Below are 17142 nucleotides of genomic sequence, written 5' to 3'. Positions count from 1 at the left end.
TCGTTTTATAATAGTTATTCAGATATTCAAACAATACTAGCTTTCCACAGACCTCACTCAAGTGATTGCACAAAAAACGAAGAGCTAAAAAAGACAATCCCTTTATGTTTAGTTCACACTAAGAGATTGTCTTTCTTATAATTATGGCTGATTAAATAACAAAGCGGCAATTTCGTCCTTAGAATGAAGGAAATCACTCAATGCGTATTCATCTAAAATTGAAATATATGCATGAAGCGCTTTATTTAACGCTCCTTTTAAACTACATACAGGGGAAATGACACAGCCAACTGATTCAGGGTTGAAGCAATCAACTAAGTAAAAGTCTTCCTCTGTTTGCCGTACGACTTGACCGATTATAATATCTTCAGGTTGCATTGCTAGGCGAATACCGCCTCCACGACCACGGATCGTTTCAATATAACCCATTTTTCCAAGCTCATGTGTTACTTTCATTAAGTGATTTTTAGAAATCCCGTAAGCATCGGAAATTTCTTTAATCGTCGATAGCTCCTCAGGTTTCTTTGCACCTAAAAATAAAAGAACACGCAATGAATAATCGGTATACAATGTGAGTCTCACCTGATTCACCACCTATTCCTTTTTAGTATAACAGAGCAATGAAAAAGTGTCTTGTTTTAAAAGATGTATTTAAAATGTGTCTTTTCTGTTAAAGATGTATTTTATATATTGCTTTAAAGGAATGACGGGCGTATATTTAAGGTGTTAAAAGAAGAGAGGACGTGTTCAACATGTTATCACAAGAAACAATGAACGTTATTAAATCTACTGCTCCTGTATTAGAAGTACACGGTGTAACTATTACCAAAACTTTTTATAAAAACTTATTTGCAGCTCATCCTGAATTATTAAATATTTTTAATCATACGAACCAAGAAAAAGGTCGTCAACAAACAGCTTTGGCTAACACAGTATATGCTGCTGCGGTACACATTGAAAATTTAGAAGCTATTTTACCAGTCGTACATCAAATTGGTCAAAAACACCGTTCTTTAGGTATTTTACCTGAGCATTATCCAATCGTTGGTCAATTTTTATTAGCTGCAATTAAAGAAGTATTAGGGGATGCAGCGACAGAAGAAATTTTAAGTGCATGGGGAGAAGCATACGGCGTCATTGCAGATGCATTCATCCAAACTGAAGAAGTGTTATACAAAGAAGCTGAAAGTAAAGAAGGCGGCTACCGTGGCTTTAAACCATTTAAAGTAACGAAAAAAGTCGTAGAAAATGATATGATGACATCATTTTATTTAGTACCAGCTGATGGTTCCACAGTACCAAGTTATTTACCAGGTCAATACATTTCAGTTCAAGTAAACATTCCAGGACATCCTTATACGCATAATCGCCAATACTCATTATCTCAAGCGTATAATGGAGAAGCGTATCGTATTACAGTGAAAGCTGAAAAAGATTGTAAACCAGCAGGTATCGTATCAAACTACTTACATGCAAACTTAAATGTTGAAGATGAACTAATGGTATCTGTACCAGCAGGTGACTTCGTTTACAATACGGCAAGTGGTACACCGGTTACATTTTTAGCGGCAGGTGTTGGCGCAACCCCATTAGTACCGATGTTCCAAACAGCAGCAAAAGAAAATGAAGCAAAAGTAAAATTCATTCATAGTGCATCACATATTCCATTGCACCCATTTGAACGTGAATTATTAGGCATCGCATTCCCTAGCAAAAATGCAACGTACGTACCGGTTACGACGGCATCAACAGGGCACATCGACCAAGCATTTTTAGAAAAACAAGTAGATTTATCAGGCGAAGTGTACGTTTGTGGTCCAGTCGCATTCATGGAATCAATGATTAAACAATTAACAAATCTAGGTGTTTCAAGAGATCGTATTCACTTCGAATTTTTCGGCCCAGCTATGGCAATCTAGTCTTTGTATAAAGAGCAACACTTTCAAAGCGTAGTAGTACGCTTTGAAAGTGTTTTTTTATGCGAACATAGATAAAAAGAAACGAATCATTTTATTACGTAGGGATAAAATGATAAAAATAAAATATTTTTAGTAAATAATTTTTCTGTTTTTTAATAAAAACACATAAAAATAGTAAAAATCTTTTGTAATAAAATTGTAATCATTTTTTCGGCGACGAACGAAGAAATAGATGATAGTCTAGTAGTATTAAACAACTGAAATCTAGAGCGATTTTCATAGAGAAGAGGAATAAAAAATGGGTAAAGTGAAGTATTTTGTCTTTTGCTTAATTGTTGCGGCGGTAATGTTTCTAAACGTTAGTCCGGCACTAGCAATGACAAATGCGAATGACGATCGATATGTAAACACGGCAAAACCAGAAAGTACAGTGCCTTGGGAATATAGTACAGACGGTGAAGTAATTCGGGCACAAACGATGGCGACGTCTTCTAAAATTGCGGACATTTCCAAATGGCAAGGGAAAATCAATTGGAAAAAAGCTTCAAAAGCGTTAGATCTAGTCGTTATTCGTACACAATACGGCACGAGCACAGAAGATTATATGCATAAAAGCTATGAAAAAAGTGCAATTAAATATAAAGTACCATTTGGCGTATATTCATACGTACAAGCGAGTACCCCTGCAAATGCAAGAAAAGAAGCACGCGCTTTTTATAAAAGAGCTTCTAAAAGTACGAAATTTTACGTGTTAGACGTGGAAGAATTTACGAATAAAAAACCGTACTCGATGCGTAAAGTTATTGAAGCATACGTAGACGAACTCGAAAAACATACGGACAAAAAAATCGGTCTTTACGTAGCCAATCATTTATATACGAAATTAAACTTAAAAATGAGCGATTTTGATTTTGTATGGATTCCACGCTATAGCTCTAAAAAACCGACGCATAAATACCATTTATGGCAATATACGAGTAAAGGGAGAGTACCGGGGATTAATGGGGATGTCGATTTAAATCGTCTCGCTCCTGGTGTGAAACTAGATCACTTTACGAATCATAAAGTGAAAACGATTAAAACAGCGAATAAAGTCAAAGTAAATAAATCAGTGTATTATACGACGAATCCAAAGCGTGTTGTAACGAAAGTAAACATGAAGATGTACAAAAAGTCTTCATTAACAGGTGCAAGTGGTACGTTGAAAAAAGGGACAATTGTGACCGTTCGTAAAATCGTCAATAATAAAGTACCACGCCTTTTATTAACGAATGGAAAGTACGTTACAGCAAATAAAAAATACGTACTGAAAGTGAATAATTCGATTCGTATAAATGACTACTATTTAGAAAAAGACCAAGTAAAAGCGATTGTATTAAAAACGAATACGTATCAATACAATACGCCTTCTTTTACGATGAAAACACGTAGTAAAGCGATGAAGAAAAATACGATGTATCAAGTGAAATCAGTAGCTTATACACCAGGTGGTACACCCATTTTGCGATTGACGAATGGAAAATATGTAACCGCAAAAAAATCAATCGTACAAAAAGTGTATAGCGCTAATATCGCGAAAGATTATTATATGCCCACAGATCAAGTAAAGCACATCGTTTTGAAAAAAGAAGCGGACAGTTATCGTTCGCCTAATTTTACCGATACGACACGTAGTTCGGTGAAGTTACCTCATATTGTCGAACGTGTTTCTAAAGTCGAATATGCGGCAAATGGGATACCACGTCTTAAGTTAGCAGATGGTAAATATATTTCAGCGAATAAAAAAATGGTATTGAAATTATCCGCAAATATTGACGATTATTATACGTCTTTACCGACGCAAATTATTTCAATGAAAAGCTTAGTCGTTTATGATCAAGAACAATTTAATGATGAGACGGGCCAATACGTATTACAAGAAAATATGACGATTCCAGCTGTGAAAATTATTTTTTCCAATGACGGAACGACGAAATTTATGTTAGATGATGGGAATTATGTAACGGCTGAAAAAGCAGCTTATTATGAGTAGAGAAATAGCTAGCATGGGAATTTATAGTCGTACATACGTATCTTACTATTTTTTGAATACAAGCCTTTTTCTTTTACATATTATTCGGTACGATGAATAAGAATAGGAGTGAGGTACGTGCAAGTATTTAAAGTTGAAAAAATTCAAGAAGATGCGATTTTACCGTTTAAAGCACATGCGAGTGACGCAGGATTCGATCTTTTTGCGAGTGAAGAAGTTGTTATTCCTTCTGGAGAATCAAGAGGAGTTGCGACAGGTATTCGTATGGAATTACCTGAATGGACAGAAGCTCAAGTACGCCCAAGAAGCGGTTTAGCATTGAAACATAGCATTACTGTTTTAAATTCACCAGGTACGATTGATGCAGGCTATCGTGGTGAAGTGAAAGTGATTTTAATTAATCACGGGAAAGAAAATTTCATCGTAGAAAAAGGAATGAAAATGGCACAAATGGTCATTGCGCCGGTTTTGCAAATTCGTATGGAAGAAGCAGCTGTCAATTTGAATTCAGATCGTAGTGAAGCTGGCTTCGGTTCAAGCGGTAAATTTTAATAAACAAAGGGGATGTCGAATTTGATATCCCTTTTTTATTTGACGCAGTCATTTAAAAAATAATGCAAATATTCTTATTTTTATGACGTCATCTCATGTAAATTTCGGTTTTCGTAGTATAATAAAAAGGAAAAGTAAAACATGATGGAGGGTACGGAAATGACACAACAATTAGATGAAACATTGATGATGTTAAAACAATTAACAGATGCGCGTGCAATCGCGGGGAACGAAAAAGAATCACGTGACGTAATGATCGAACATATGACACCTTATGCGGATGAAATACAACAAGATAATCTAGGTGCAGTCATTGCAAAAAAAGTAGGGGATGCAAATGGTCCTAAAATTATGATTGCAGGTCATTTAGATGAAGTTGGTTTCATGGTAACACAAATCACAGATAAAGGATTTGTGAAATTCCAAACAGTTGGCGGCTGGTGGGGTCAAGTGATGCTCGCACAACGCGTTCAAATCGTTACATCTAAAGGAGAAACAATTGTCGGCGTAATCGGTTCGAAACCACCTCATATTTTATCGAAAGCACAACGTGAAAAAACGTATGAAATTAAAGATATGTTTATTGACATCGGTGCAACGTCTAAAGAAGAAGTGGCAGAGTGGGGCATACGCCCAGGCGATATGGTCGCACCATATTTTGAATTTACAGTGATGAAAAATGAAAAACATTTACTTGCGAAAGCTTGGGATAACCGTATTGGTTGTGCGATTGCGATTGAAGTATTAAAACAATTAAAAAATACAGAGCATCCGAATACCGTGTATAGTTGTGGTGTCGTTCAAGAAGAAGTTGGGTTACGTGGTGCTAAAACAGCAGCACATAAAATTAATCCTGATATCGGCTTCGCGGTAGACGTCGGTATTGCAGGGGATACACCTGGAATTTCGAAACAAGAAGCAGCGAGTGAAATCGGAAAAGGGCCACAAATCATCGTTTATGATGGCTCGATGGTCGGTCATAAAGGAATGCGCGATTTAGTCGTGCAAACAGCAGAAGAAAACGCTATTCCGTATCAGTATGAAGCGATTCCGGGTGGTGGAACAGACGCAGGTTCTATCCATTTAACGATGAACGGTGTACCATCTATTTCAATCGGAATTGCCACACGTTATATTCATTCACACGCAGGTATTTTACACCGTGATGACTTTGAAAATACGGTGAAACTAGTCGTAGAAGTGATTAAAAAATTAGATGCGGAAACGGTTCAACATATTAAGTTTGATTAAGTAATAGATTGTATGTAAAGGTATTGTGAAGAAATTTCACGATACCTTTTTTGTTCTTTACACATTTTGAATGCATAAAATCCAATAAAGTGTATATTCTATTGGATGATATATAGGGAATGATAATTTTTTGAAATAAAAATAATCAAAATTCCTTTATATAAAGCGTTTCTAAATAAAAACCTATGTAAATTCAGATAATTTCATAAAAACATAAAAATACATTTGACTTTATAAATATACAGATGTATGATGAATATATAAAGTTAAACGTTGAGGAGCGATGGCATATGAAATTACTAGAAGAGATCGAATTACAACCTGTTCATTCATTAAAAGGAAAGCACTTATTATCATTAGTCGATTATACGAGTGAAGAAATTCAACAACTCGTTGATCTAGCAATTAAAATGAAAATTGTAACGAAAGAAACGGGTTCACCAAAATTGTTAGAAGGTAAAACGTTAGCGATGATTTTCGAAAAGAACTCAACTCGTACACGTGTTTCTTTTGAAGTCGGTATGCACCAATTAGGTGGTAAAGGCATGTACATGAATGCTCGCGACTTACAAATTGGACGTGGCGAAACGGTTCACGATACAGCACTTGTATTATCAGGCTATGTCGATGGGATTATGATTCGTGCGAACGAACATACGATGGTAGAAGAACTAGCACAGTATTCAAAAGTTCCAGTCATCAATGGATTAACAGACGTTTCACATCCGTGCCAAGCGTTAGCAGATCTTGAAACAATTGCAGAAGTAAAAGGTTCATTTAATGGATTAAAAGTCGCGTATATCGGTGATGGGAACAATGTGGCACATTCACTCGTTGCAGCATGTGCACACGTAGGAATGGATTCAGTCATCGCTGCACCGAAAGGCTATAAACCAGATGAAGCGGTCATCTCAAAAGTACAAGCGATTGCTGCGAAAAATGGTTGTACAGTAACGGTGACAGAAGACCCAATCGAAGCAGTAAAAGATGCAGACGTTATTTATTCAGACGTTTGGACATCGATGGGACAAGAAGAAGAAGCCACAAAACGTTTGAAAGATTTTGAAGGCTATCAAATCAATGAAGCACTCGTTGCACATGCAAAAGCAGACTACATGTTCTTACACTGTTTACCAGCGCATCGTGAAGAAGAAGTAACGGCTGCTGTAATTGATGATCCAGAACATTCATTTATTTTCCATCAAGCTGAAAATCGTATGCATGCTCAAAAAGCTGTACTCGTATCACTTTTAGCAGATTAACACGATTTGAACGTAGTGAAATTCATTAAGTTTTGCCAGAGAGCAAGCATGAACAACGCGTAATAGGGACGTTCACTGAGTCGTACACCACAGAGGGGGAAGAAAACTCAGCCGCTATTATACCGGACCAACTTGGCAGAGGACAAGTTGGTCCATTTTTTTATGCGTTTAAGTAGAATGATCCAACAGAGGCTACACATACTAAGCGTTGAAAATAACCGTTTTTCTCTACAATGAAAGAAAGAACGGAGGAATATTCGTGTTAGGTTTTATTTATTTATTAGTAGCACTTGCATTTATGAAATTGACGCATGATACGTGGAAATGGACAGCAGCAGATGACCAAGATGCTAAGCAAGCCATTCATAATGGGCGCTCATCTTTCATTGCAGTTTTAATGACTACTTTACAGTTCATGAAGTTAGATACACGTCGTAAAGTAATGATGAGTGTCTTTGCTATCGTCTGTATCGTGTTTTTTGTGTTATTCTTTCAAAATTTCGGCAAATAATCGCAAAACCATCCTTGAAAAAGGATGGTTTTTTGTTTGTAAAAGTATTGACTAAAAAAAAGTTCGGTGCTTACTGAATATTGGAAGAAAACAGCTTATAAAACTCCGAAAAAATAGAAAAATAAGCTTTCAAATGCTTATTTTTCTATTTTTAATTGAAAATGATAATTATTTTCAATTAGGTATTTACGAAGTGAAAAAAGACTTGCTAAACTGTTAGTAACTTACATACCAAAGGAGATTTAAACATGTACAAAAAATTATTAGCAGCACCTTTAGCATTAGCATTATCACTTTCAGCGGTAGCACCAACAATGGTTCACGCAGAAGAAGTAGGTGTTACGGCAACAGAAAATCAAGTAACTTCTGAAAAAGTTAATTTCGATTTATTATACAAAGATGCAGTAACGACTAAATTTGATTCGTATTTCGGACAAGAAGATGCTTTAAAAGTAGCATCAATTAATGTTGTAGAAGGCAAATTCGTCGTGAAAATGGAAATTGCTAAATTACTTACAACGTTTGAAGTAGACGGTGTCCAAGCGAAAGTGTTAGCAGAAGAAGCATCTTCTACAGATCGCCAAGTTGTTCAATTTACACTGAATCATTCGTTAAATCAAAATGCAAAATTATTACTAGGTTACACAGTAGGTGGTTATAACGGAAAACATGAAATGGAATTAGATTTCACACCGGGTTATACACCCGTGAAACCAATGATTACATTTGCAAACTTACCAACGAGTGGTTATGATACACAATTCACAAATGTAAGTTATAAATTAACTGAAAAAGGTTATCAAGTCGTATTAAACGTTTCAAATATTACGAATTTATTTAAAGTGAATGAGGATGAAGTAGAAGTAAAACAAGATCAAGTAGGAAATAAATATGTTGAATTCTTTGTAGAAGATATTCAATCTGCCATTCATTTCACACATAGTTATGCAGCTGGATCTTATTCAGCAAGCTATGCGTATACAATGGATTTAACACCATCGATGGAAGAAGTAAAAGCAGTCATCGTGAAAGCTGTAGCGAACTTATCATATACAACAGCTGATAAAATTACAGACGCGAAAACGTACGCAGCAGCAGTTAAAGAAGCTGGTTATGTGACGAGTGCAAAATCTTATAAAGTAGACGATGTAGCAGTAGCGGATATTGATTATACAAATTACGATGCACAAATGGCAGCAATTACAGCATACAAACAAAACGTAGTAAAGGCTGTATCCAAAGCATTAGCAGGTTTCACATTTACAAAAGCTAATTCAATTAATACGAAAGCACAATTAGCAAAAGCTAAACAACAAGTGACAGCAGCTCAAGCAGCAATCACAGCAGCAACAGCAGTAGGTTTCACAACAGCTGAAGTAGAAGCACTTGAAGGTTATACGAACATTGCTTTACAACAAGCAGTCATTGATGCAGGCGTAAAACAAATTCAAACGAAACGTACGTTAAAAGTGACGACAACGAATGCAAAAGGTGCAGCGGATACAGTAAAAGTAACAGGCGTTAAAAAAGGCGATACAGTTCGTCTATACAATGCAAAAGGCAAAGTGATGACGAAAGCGACAGCAACGTCAACAGCCGTAACGTTCAAAAAAGTAAATCTTGGCAAAGCAGCTGGTAAAGTAACGGTAACTGCTCAAGTAGTAGAACAGAAAGAATCAGCTAAAAAAGCAGCAACATTCAAAAAAGAAGCTGTCTCAGCAATGATTAAATCTTCATCTGTAACAGTGAAAAACAATAAAATTAAATCAGATGTCATTACGGTGAAAAACACAGTTAAAGGCGAAGTGATTTACGTATACAATGCAAAAGGTAAGCAAATTAAAAAAGTAACAGCGACAGGCAAAACGACGACAATTAAAATTTCACAACTAGGTAAAAAAGCAGGTTATGTGAAAATTGCGCGTGTACAAGCTGGCAAACATGTTAGTGCTAAAACAACAGTTAAATTTTCAAAAGAAAAATAAACATTAAACAACGAAAAGGAGCCGATTCATATGAAGAAAATTTTAGGACTTACATTAGCAACAGGGCTTGCTTTCTCAGCGATTGCACCTGTGAGTATGTTAAATGATGTACAAGTCGCAAAAGCGGCGACAATTCAAGATGGTACGTATCAAGTACAAGTTGCACCGTACTATAATGGAGTAATTTCTTCTAATACACAAAATAATATGAGTCCAACAGCCATTTATACGAAAAAAGGAACGGTTGAAACGGTCGTTATTACGTTACTAAGTGCATCGGCGTATAAAGACGTTTATGATGGAGCAGGTAAACGAGTAGAAATGGTGCAAAATGGTGATAAAGCGACGATCACATTCACAGGGACAGACATTATCGAAAAAGGGCTTAATGTGACGTACCATATTGTCGTACCAGAAATTAATTATGATCATTCATATGATATGGTTTTAAAATTTGATGCGGCATCTTTCGTTTCAACAGCTGCACCTAAAACCGTTCGTACGTTAAAAACGACAGTGAAAAACAATGTTAGAGCGAAGGATTCTGTGAAAGTAACGGGCGTGAAAAAAGGAGATACGGTACGCCTATATAAAGGTTCAACTGTTCTTTCTAAAAAAGTAGCGACGTCAACGGCGGTTACGTTCAGCGTGTCACAACTCGGTAAAAAAGCTGGGAAAGTGAAAGTGACGGCACAAGCGAAAGCAGAAGTTGAGTCAAAAGCTCAAACGTTCGCATACAAAGCAGAAGCCATTGCAGCAAGAGTAGCGGCAAAAAATATTCAAGTAACGAATAAAAAAGGGTCTAAAAATGATGTAACAGTCGTAAAAGGCATTAAAAAAGGAGATACGGTACGTGTTTACGATTACTTAGGGAATTTGATCGGTAAAGGCGTAGCTAAAAAATCGAGCGTATCGATTAAAACGAGAGATTTAAGTAAAAAAGGCGGCAATGTATACGTTACAAGAAGCCAAAAAGGTAAAAATCCGAGTGCTAAAGTAAAAAAAGCATACAAAGCAGAAAAATAATTAAAAAAGAAGAGCATTGTGAAGGCGAGAAGCTATGGACAATGCTCTTTTTTTGTTACACTTTAATTGTGAGAATATTAAGAAAAGAGGTCGTGTGTAGTATGAAAGCAGTTTACGTACAAACGAAACAAATAAAAATCGGAGAGCGTCCTAAACCGAGCGTGAAAGCTGGCGACGTATTACTTCATATAAAAGCAGCAGGATTAAATCGTAGAGACTTATATACACCGAATCGATTAGATGAAAAAGCAGAACCACTTATTTTAGGAAGTGATGCATCTGGAATCATTGAGGCAGTTGGGGAAGGCGTTACACACGTCGCAGTTGGAGATGAAGTAATTATTAATCCGTCGCTTCGTTGGTATGAACAAAGTGATGTTCCACCAGACGATTTTGAAATTTTAAGCTTACCGGATGATGGGACATTTGCAGAATACTTAGCCATTTCAGCAGAGCAAGTGGAGAAGAAACCTTCTTATTTAAACTTTGTAGAGGCGGCGACGCTCGGTATAGCTCCATTAACAGGGTATCGCGCACTCATAACAAAAGGGAATATCCAAGCTGGTCAAACAGTTTTTATTCCAGGTGCGGGTAGTGGTGTTGCAACGTTTATGATTCAATTTGCGAAGAAAAAAGGTGCACGTGTCATCGTCTCTTCTCGTTCGGCAGCGAAGCGACAAGCTTCTCTCGCAATTGGTGCGGACCGTGCTGTTGCAAATGAAGAAGACTGGAGCGAAGTATTGAAAGACGAGAAAATAGACGTCGTTATTGAAAGCGTCGGGCGTGCAACATTTAATCGTTCGCTCGCTGTTTTGAAAAAAGGTGGCACCATTGTCGTGTTCGGTGCAACGACAGAAGACTTTGTCGAAATCGATTTACGTACGTTCTTTTACGCCCAACAAAGCATGCTAGGAACGACTTTAGGGAATCGCGAAGAGTTCCGAGAAATGCTTCAATTTATGCAACAACATGAAATTTATCCCGTTATCGATCGGACGTTCCAATTAGATGAAGCGGAAGAAGCATTGCAATTACTCGAAAAAAATCAGCAATTTGGTAAAATTGTATTTGAGATACAAGAGTAGGAGGTTTCGCAATGACAATACGAATGCTTGCGATTGATGTGGATGGTACGCTCGTTTCTTCAGAAGGAAATGTTTCTGCATATACGAGAGATGTCATTCACCGAGCGGTAAATGAAGGGATACATGCGGTCATTACGACGGGAAGAAGTCGTTATTTTTTACATCGAGTGAAAGAACAGCTCGAGCTAAATGAACCGTTTATTTGTAATAACGGTGCCGAAATTTGGTTAAATAATCAAACGTTATTCATGCGTAATGCTTTGACAATCGAAAAAGCAAATGAAATTATGAACGTGTTGAACGAACATGACGTTCACCACATTTGGGGAAATAGTATCGAAGGCGATTTCAAACCGAGTGATTTTGAAAAACCAATCGAAATCGCACCGATGAAAATTGGTGCATGGTTTCATAATAAAGAAACATTGACTGCTGTTCGAAAGCAACTTGGCACGATTAAAGGGTTATCAATTACGAGTTCAGCAGAGCTAAACTTGGAAGTGATGGTGGCAGGAACGACAAAAGCGGAGGGCTTAAAAAAGTTAGCGGCTAACTTAGACGTTTCGATGGAAGAAATTATGTGTTTCGGAGATAGCTACAATGATGTTGAAATGTTTAAACATTGCGGAGTCGCCGTAGCGATGGGAAATGCGAATGACGAAGTGAAACAATTAGCGACGCATATGACAGCGACGAATGATGAAGATGGCGTTGCAAAAGCGATTGAAAAATATATTTTAGACGATTTTAAGTAAAGCGTGTAAGCGTACGAATGGAAGTATATTTTTATGAGCATGTTAAAGGGACCGATGTATGATTCGGTCTTTTTTTCGTGTATACTACAAGGAGTATTCTATTAAAGGCGGTAACGAAATGAAATATATTGAATCAAATCAAAATGCACTCGTAAAATATTGGAAAAAACTTGCGACAACACGTAAAGAACGTGACAAATCAGGTGAATTCTTAGTAGAAGGCTATCACTTAGTAGAGGAAGCATTGAAACATACGGAAGTTCAACATCTTATTATTTCAGAAGGCACAGAAATTCCAGCCTCTTGGAACTTAGATGATATTTTCTTAATTGAAGTGTCTGAACCGATTGCAAAAGAATTAGCTGAAACAGAACATACGCAAGGGATTTTTGCGCAATGTAAACAAAAAGAAGCAGATGAATCAGCAAAAGCTTCTTGGACGAAATTGTTATTAATCGATGCTGTACAAGATCCAGGTAATGTAGGAACAATGATTCGTACAGCAGACGCAGCGGGCTTTGATGCTGTCGTATTAGGAAAAGGTTCAGCAGACCCATACAATCCTAAAACAGTACGTGCAACACAAGGCTCTATTTTCCACATTCCAGTATTACGTGGCGACTTACTTGATATGATTGATGAATTAAAAGATCTTGGTGTAACGGTATACGGTACAGCATTAGAAGATTCAATCATCTATTCAGAAGTAGAAAAAGCAAATAAATGTGCGCTCGTTATGGGGAATGAAGGAAGCGGCTTATCAAAAGAAGTGTTAGCACAAACAGATGTGAATTTATTAATTCCGATTAAAGGGCAAGCAGAATCTTTAAATGTTGCGGTCGCAGCAGGCGTTTTAATGTACTCATTCGTTTAAAAGAACAGCCGTTTGAGCGGTTGAAACATTTTATAAAATAGCGTATGATAAAGGCATATAAACGAAAAAGCAAAGACCGAGAAGAGTAGTTGTGAAACGTGCGTCAAAGGGAATGGAAGCCGTAGACTGAGAGCCTCCAACGTAACGACATGATGAAGTTCACCTCGCGAGCTGCATTACAGAAAAGTAATGCCGGGTAATAGACCGTTATTTATTTCTAAGTGATTGCGAAAGCAATAACTAGGGTGGTACCGCGAATTCAAACTTCGTCCCTTTTTGGGGCGGAGTTTTTTTATTTTTATAATAAAAGATCGCTACATACCATAAAAAGCATTTAAATAAGAAGACAATGCATTTTTTCAATGATGCTCGTCTGAAAATCCATGTAATTCATGGTCAATAGTTGGAAGGAGGAACAACAATGCAAGAACAATTAGCGCAATTAAAAGCAGAAGTATTAGAAAAAATTGCTGCATCGGAAACGTTAAAACAATTAAATGATGTCCGTGTTGCATATTTAGGTAAAAAAGGTCCGATTACGGATTTATTAAAAGGAATGGGGAAACTTCCTCAAGAAGAACGTCCAAAAATGGGTGCGTTAGTCAATGAAACACGTGCACAAGTACAACAAGTACTAGATGCACGTAAAGAACAATTAGAAGCAGCTGCATTAGATGCACAATTAGCTTCTGAAACAATCGATGTAACATTACCAGGTCGTACGGTGAAAGTAGGGAATCATCACCCACTAACACGTATTATTGAAGAAATCGAAGACTTATTCATCGGTATGGGGTACGAAGTTGTGGAAGGTCCAGAAGTAGAAAAAGATTATTACAACTTTGAGGCACTTAACTTACCAAAAGGTCACCCAGCACGTGATATGCAAGATACATTTTATATTTCAGAAGAAATTTTAATGCGTACACATACATCTCCTGTACAAGCACGTACAATGGAAAAAGCGGAAGGTAAACCAATTAAAATTATTTGCCCAGGTAAAGTATTCCGTCGTGATAATGATGATGCAACACACTCACACCAATTCAACCAAATCGAAGGTTTAGTTGTAGGCGAAGACATCGCAATGAGTGACTTAAAAGGAACATTAGACATTTTTGCGAAAAAAATGTTCGGTGACGAACGTGAAATTCGTTTACGTCCAAGCTACTTCCCATTCACAGAACCATCTGTAGAAATGGATATTTCTTGTTTCAAATGTGGCGGCGAAGGCTGTAACGTATGTAAAGGAACAGGTTGGATCGAAATTTTAGGCGCAGGTATGGTTCACCCGAACGTACTTGAAATGGCTGGATACGATTCTAAAAAAGTAACAGGTTTTGCTTTCGGTATGGGACCAGAACGTATCGCAATGTTGAAATACGGTGTGGATGATATTCGTCACTTCTATACAAATGACGTGCGTTTCTTAGAACAATTCCACCGCGCAGAAGATTAAGAGGAGGACGAAAAAATGTTAGTATCATTAAAATGGTTATCTCAATACGTTGATATCGATGGTTTAGAACCAGAAGAATTAGCAGAAAAAATTACACGCTCTGGGATTGAAGTAGAAGCGGTTAATCACTTATCAAAAGGTTTAAAAAAATTACAAGTGGGTCAAATTAAAGAAGCGGTACCGCATCCTGATTCAGACCACTTAAATATTTGCCAAGTAGACTTCGGTGAAGAAGAACTATCACAAATTGTTTGTGGTGCACCGAATGTTGAAGTTGGTCAAAAAATCGTAGCTGTTCGTCCGAACGGTTATGTTGGCGGCAAAAAAATTAAAAAAGGGAAACTTCGTGGCACAGTTTCAATGGGCATGATTTGTTCATTACAAGAACTTGGCGTAGACAGTAAAGTAGTACCAAAAGCATATGCAGACGGTATTTATGTCGTTTCAGATGATGTTCCTGTCGGTTCAGATGCAATTGAAGTGTTAGGTTTAGATGATGTAGTACTAGAACTAGGTCTTACACCAAACCGTGCAGATGCACTTTCAATGCTAGGTGTTGCGTATGAAGTAGCAGCTATTTTAGAACGCGATATTAAACTTCCAGAAACAGCACATCCTACAACAAATGAAAAAGCGTCAGATTTCATTAAAGTAGCGGTTGAAGCAACGGATGTTAATCCAATGTACACAGCGAAAGTCGTAAAAAATGTGAAGATTGCTGAATCACCACTTTGGTTACAACAACGCTTAATGATGTCTGGAATCCGTCCATTAAACAACGTAGTCGATATTACGAACTACATTCTTCTTGAATACGGACAACCACTTCATGCTTTTGACTACGATAAATTAGCAACAGGTGAAATTGTCGTTCGTCTTGCTAAAGAAGGCGAGAAGATTACGACATTAGACGAAAAAGAACGTACGTTAAAAGCATCTAACTTAGTTATTACAAACGGTAAAGACCCAGTAGCAGTAGCTGGTGTTATGGGTGGCTATGATTCAGAAGTAACAGCTGAAACAACAACAGTTGTCATTGAATCAGCTTACTTCGATGGATTATCTGTACGTTATACGTCAAAAGATCTTGGTTTACGTAGTGAAGCGTCTGCTCGTTACGAAAAAGGAATCGATCCAAACCGCGTGATGCCAGCAGCTGAACGTGCTGCACAATTAATGGCAGAACTTGCTGGTGGAGACGTATTAGAAGGAATCGTGACAGTGGATGAATTAGATAAAGAACCAGCACGCGTTGTCGTTTCTCCTGATTTCATCAACAATCGCTTAGGTATGAAAATTTCATTAAATGAAATGGTAACAATTCTTCAACGTTTACGCTTTGATGTAGAACCAGCGAATGGTCTTTTAATTATTGATGCACCTACTCGCCGTCAAGACATTAAAATTGAAGAAGATATCGTAGAAGAAATTGCTCGTTTATACGGCTATGATGAAATTCCAAAAACATTCCCTGTTGGTCCCGTTACGCCAGGTCGTTTAACACGCAATCAACAAATTCGTCGTACGATTCGTCGTCAATTACAAGATGCTGGTTTATATCAAGCATTGACATATTCATTAACTTCAGATGAATTGGCACAAAAATACGCATTGAAAACAGCGCCAACAACTCGTTTATTAATGCCAATGAGTGAAGAACATAGTACATTACGTCAGTCTTTACTTCCACATTTAATTGAATCTGTCGTTTATAACGTATCTCGTCAAGCAGATGCTGCGACGTTATACGAAATCGGTTCTGTCTTCTTAGGTCAAACAGAAGAAGGATTACCACTTGAAGAAGAGCACGTAGCACTTGCTATGACAGGTAAATGGATTGACAATGCTTGGCAAGGCGAGCATAAAACAGTCGATTTCTACGTACTAAAAGGTATTGTTGAATCATTATTCAATACATTAAGCATTTCAGAACGTATTTCATACGTAGCTGGTAAAGTAGACGGTTTACATCCAGGTCGTACGGCTGATATTCTTTTAGACGGTGAACGTATTGGCTTTGTCGGTCAATTACATCCTCAAGAACAAAAAGATTTAGGCTTAAAAGATACATTTGTTGCCGAAATTAACTTAGCGCAAGTATTTGCTGCTGAAGTAGAATCACTTCAATACGTAGCGGTACCACGTTTCCCATCAATTTCTCGTGATATTGCACTCGTTGTCGATCGTTTAACAACAGCCTCTTCATTAGAAGAAGTAATTACAGCAGCTGGTGGTAAATTACTAAAAGACGTGCGTGTATTCGACGTTTATGAAGGTGAGCATATGGAAGAAGGCAAAAAATCAATTGCATTCAGTCTAACTTACTTCGATCCAGAACGTACGTTAACAGATGAAGACGTAACGGCTGTACATGGTCAAGTCGTTGCTGCATTACAAGAAAATGGTGCAGTTTTACGTTAGTTTCTAAATT

The 17142-nt window shown here is 37.3% G+C and carries 14 protein-coding genes and 1 other annotated feature; of the genes, 13 read left to right on the top strand and 1 reads right to left on the bottom strand.

The features are described from left to right. Positions 1-141: 141 nt before the first annotated feature. A complete protein-coding gene (locus KSHG_RS06825; RefSeq protein WP_026022529.1) occupies positions 142-582 on the bottom strand; it encodes an RrF2 family transcriptional regulator in 441 nt (146 codons plus the stop codon). Between the two features lie 170 nt (positions 583-752). Here KSHG_RS06825 and hmpA point away from each other — a divergent pair, with 170 nt between their 5' ends. The 13 genes from hmpA to pheT all read left to right on the top strand — a co-directional run bounded on the left by hmpA (position 753) and on the right by pheT (position 17132). Next, complete coding sequence (gene hmpA / locus KSHG_RS06820; RefSeq protein ID WP_010303720.1) at positions 753-1919, top strand: NO-inducible flavohemoprotein; 1167 nt, start codon at positions 753-755, stop codon at positions 1917-1919. A gap of 298 nt (positions 1920-2217) precedes the next feature. Further along, positions 2218-3951: a DUF5776 domain-containing protein gene (locus KSHG_RS06815; RefSeq protein WP_010303718.1), complete on the top strand. Its 1734-nt coding sequence runs from the start codon at positions 2218-2220 to the stop codon at positions 3949-3951. Positions 3952-4068: 117 nt separating this feature from the next. Further along, positions 4069-4503, top strand: coding sequence for a dUTP diphosphatase (gene dut, locus KSHG_RS06810; protein WP_010303716.1), 435 nt, complete (start codon positions 4069-4071; stop codon positions 4501-4503). 159 nt (positions 4504-4662) lie between these two features. Beyond that, entirely contained in the window at positions 4663-5754 is a 1092-nt protein-coding gene (locus tag KSHG_RS06805) for a M42 family metallopeptidase (RefSeq protein ID WP_010303715.1), read from the top strand. A gap of 290 nt (positions 5755-6044) precedes the next feature. Next, entirely contained in the window at positions 6045-7016 is a 972-nt protein-coding gene (argF, locus tag KSHG_RS06800; protein WP_010303713.1) for an ornithine carbamoyltransferase, read from the top strand. 259 nt (positions 7017-7275) lie between these two features. Beyond that, on the top strand, positions 7276-7527 hold the full coding sequence (locus KSHG_RS06795) for a hypothetical protein (protein ID WP_010303711.1): 252 nt from the start codon (positions 7276-7278) through the stop codon (positions 7525-7527). 248 nt (positions 7528-7775) lie between these two features. Further along, positions 7776-9512: a hypothetical protein gene (locus tag KSHG_RS16305; protein ID WP_010303710.1), complete on the top strand. Its 1737-nt coding sequence runs from the start codon at positions 7776-7778 to the stop codon at positions 9510-9512. A 30-nt stretch (positions 9513-9542) separates the two neighbouring features. Then, entirely contained in the window at positions 9543-10538 is a 996-nt protein-coding gene (locus KSHG_RS06785) for an NEAT domain-containing protein (RefSeq protein ID WP_010303708.1), read from the top strand. Between the two features lie 101 nt (positions 10539-10639). Further along, positions 10640-11623, top strand: a complete 984-nt coding sequence (locus KSHG_RS06780) for a zinc-binding dehydrogenase (RefSeq protein WP_010303706.1) — start codon at positions 10640-10642, stop codon at positions 11621-11623. Positions 11624-11634: 11 nt separating this feature from the next. Beyond that, positions 11635-12378, top strand: coding sequence for an HAD family hydrolase (locus KSHG_RS06775; protein ID WP_010303704.1), 744 nt, complete (start codon positions 11635-11637; stop codon positions 12376-12378). Positions 12379-12496: 118 nt separating this feature from the next. Then, on the top strand, positions 12497-13252 hold the full coding sequence (locus KSHG_RS06770; protein WP_026022528.1) for a TrmH family RNA methyltransferase: 756 nt from the start codon (positions 12497-12499) through the stop codon (positions 13250-13252). Between the two features lie 63 nt (positions 13253-13315). Then, positions 13316-13529: a binding site (T-box leader), on the top strand. Positions 13530-13673: 144 nt separating this feature from the next. Then, a complete protein-coding gene (gene pheS, locus KSHG_RS06765) occupies positions 13674-14711 on the top strand; it encodes a phenylalanine--tRNA ligase subunit alpha (protein ID WP_010303700.1) in 1038 nt (345 codons plus the stop codon). Between the two features lie 15 nt (positions 14712-14726). Beyond that, positions 14727-17132: a phenylalanine--tRNA ligase subunit beta gene (gene pheT / locus KSHG_RS06760; RefSeq protein WP_010303698.1), complete on the top strand. Its 2406-nt coding sequence runs from the start codon at positions 14727-14729 to the stop codon at positions 17130-17132. Positions 17133-17142: the final 10 nt, after the last annotated feature.

It is taken from the genome of Kurthia senegalensis (genome assembly GCF_000285595.1).
GTDB classification, from domain to species: Bacteria; Bacillota; Bacilli; order Bacillales_A; family Planococcaceae; genus Kurthia; species Kurthia senegalensis.
The sequence above is the reverse complement of the archived record's forward strand: the minus strand, read 5'-3'. Positions and strand labels throughout refer to the sequence as shown.

What these genes read in the sequence shown, in the direction of transcription:
- KSHG_RS16305 (WP_010303710.1), top strand. Translation starts at nt 7,776, where the DNA reads ATGTACAAAAAATTATTAGCAGCACCTTTAGCATTAGCATTATCACTT.
- hmpA (WP_010303720.1), top strand. Translation starts at nt 753, where the DNA reads ATGTTATCACAAGAAACAATGAACGTTATTAAATCTACTGCTCCTGTA.
- KSHG_RS06815 (WP_010303718.1), top strand. Translation starts at nt 2,218, where the DNA reads ATGGGTAAAGTGAAGTATTTTGTCTTTTGCTTAATTGTTGCGGCGGTA.
- pheT (WP_010303698.1), top strand. Translation starts at nt 14,727, where the DNA reads ATGTTAGTATCATTAAAATGGTTATCTCAATACGTTGATATCGATGGT.
- KSHG_RS06775 (WP_010303704.1), top strand. Translation starts at nt 11,635, where the DNA reads ATGACAATACGAATGCTTGCGATTGATGTGGATGGTACGCTCGTTTCT.
- argF (WP_010303713.1), top strand. Translation starts at nt 6,045, where the DNA reads ATGAAATTACTAGAAGAGATCGAATTACAACCTGTTCATTCATTAAAA.
- KSHG_RS06785 (WP_010303708.1), top strand. Translation starts at nt 9,543, where the DNA reads ATGAAGAAAATTTTAGGACTTACATTAGCAACAGGGCTTGCTTTCTCA.
- KSHG_RS06780 (WP_010303706.1), top strand. Translation starts at nt 10,640, where the DNA reads ATGAAAGCAGTTTACGTACAAACGAAACAAATAAAAATCGGAGAGCGT.
- pheS (WP_010303700.1), top strand. Translation starts at nt 13,674, where the DNA reads ATGCAAGAACAATTAGCGCAATTAAAAGCAGAAGTATTAGAAAAAATT.
- KSHG_RS06770 (WP_026022528.1), top strand. Translation starts at nt 12,497, where the DNA reads ATGAAATATATTGAATCAAATCAAAATGCACTCGTAAAATATTGGAAA.
- KSHG_RS06805 (WP_010303715.1), top strand. Translation starts at nt 4,663, where the DNA reads ATGACACAACAATTAGATGAAACATTGATGATGTTAAAACAATTAACA.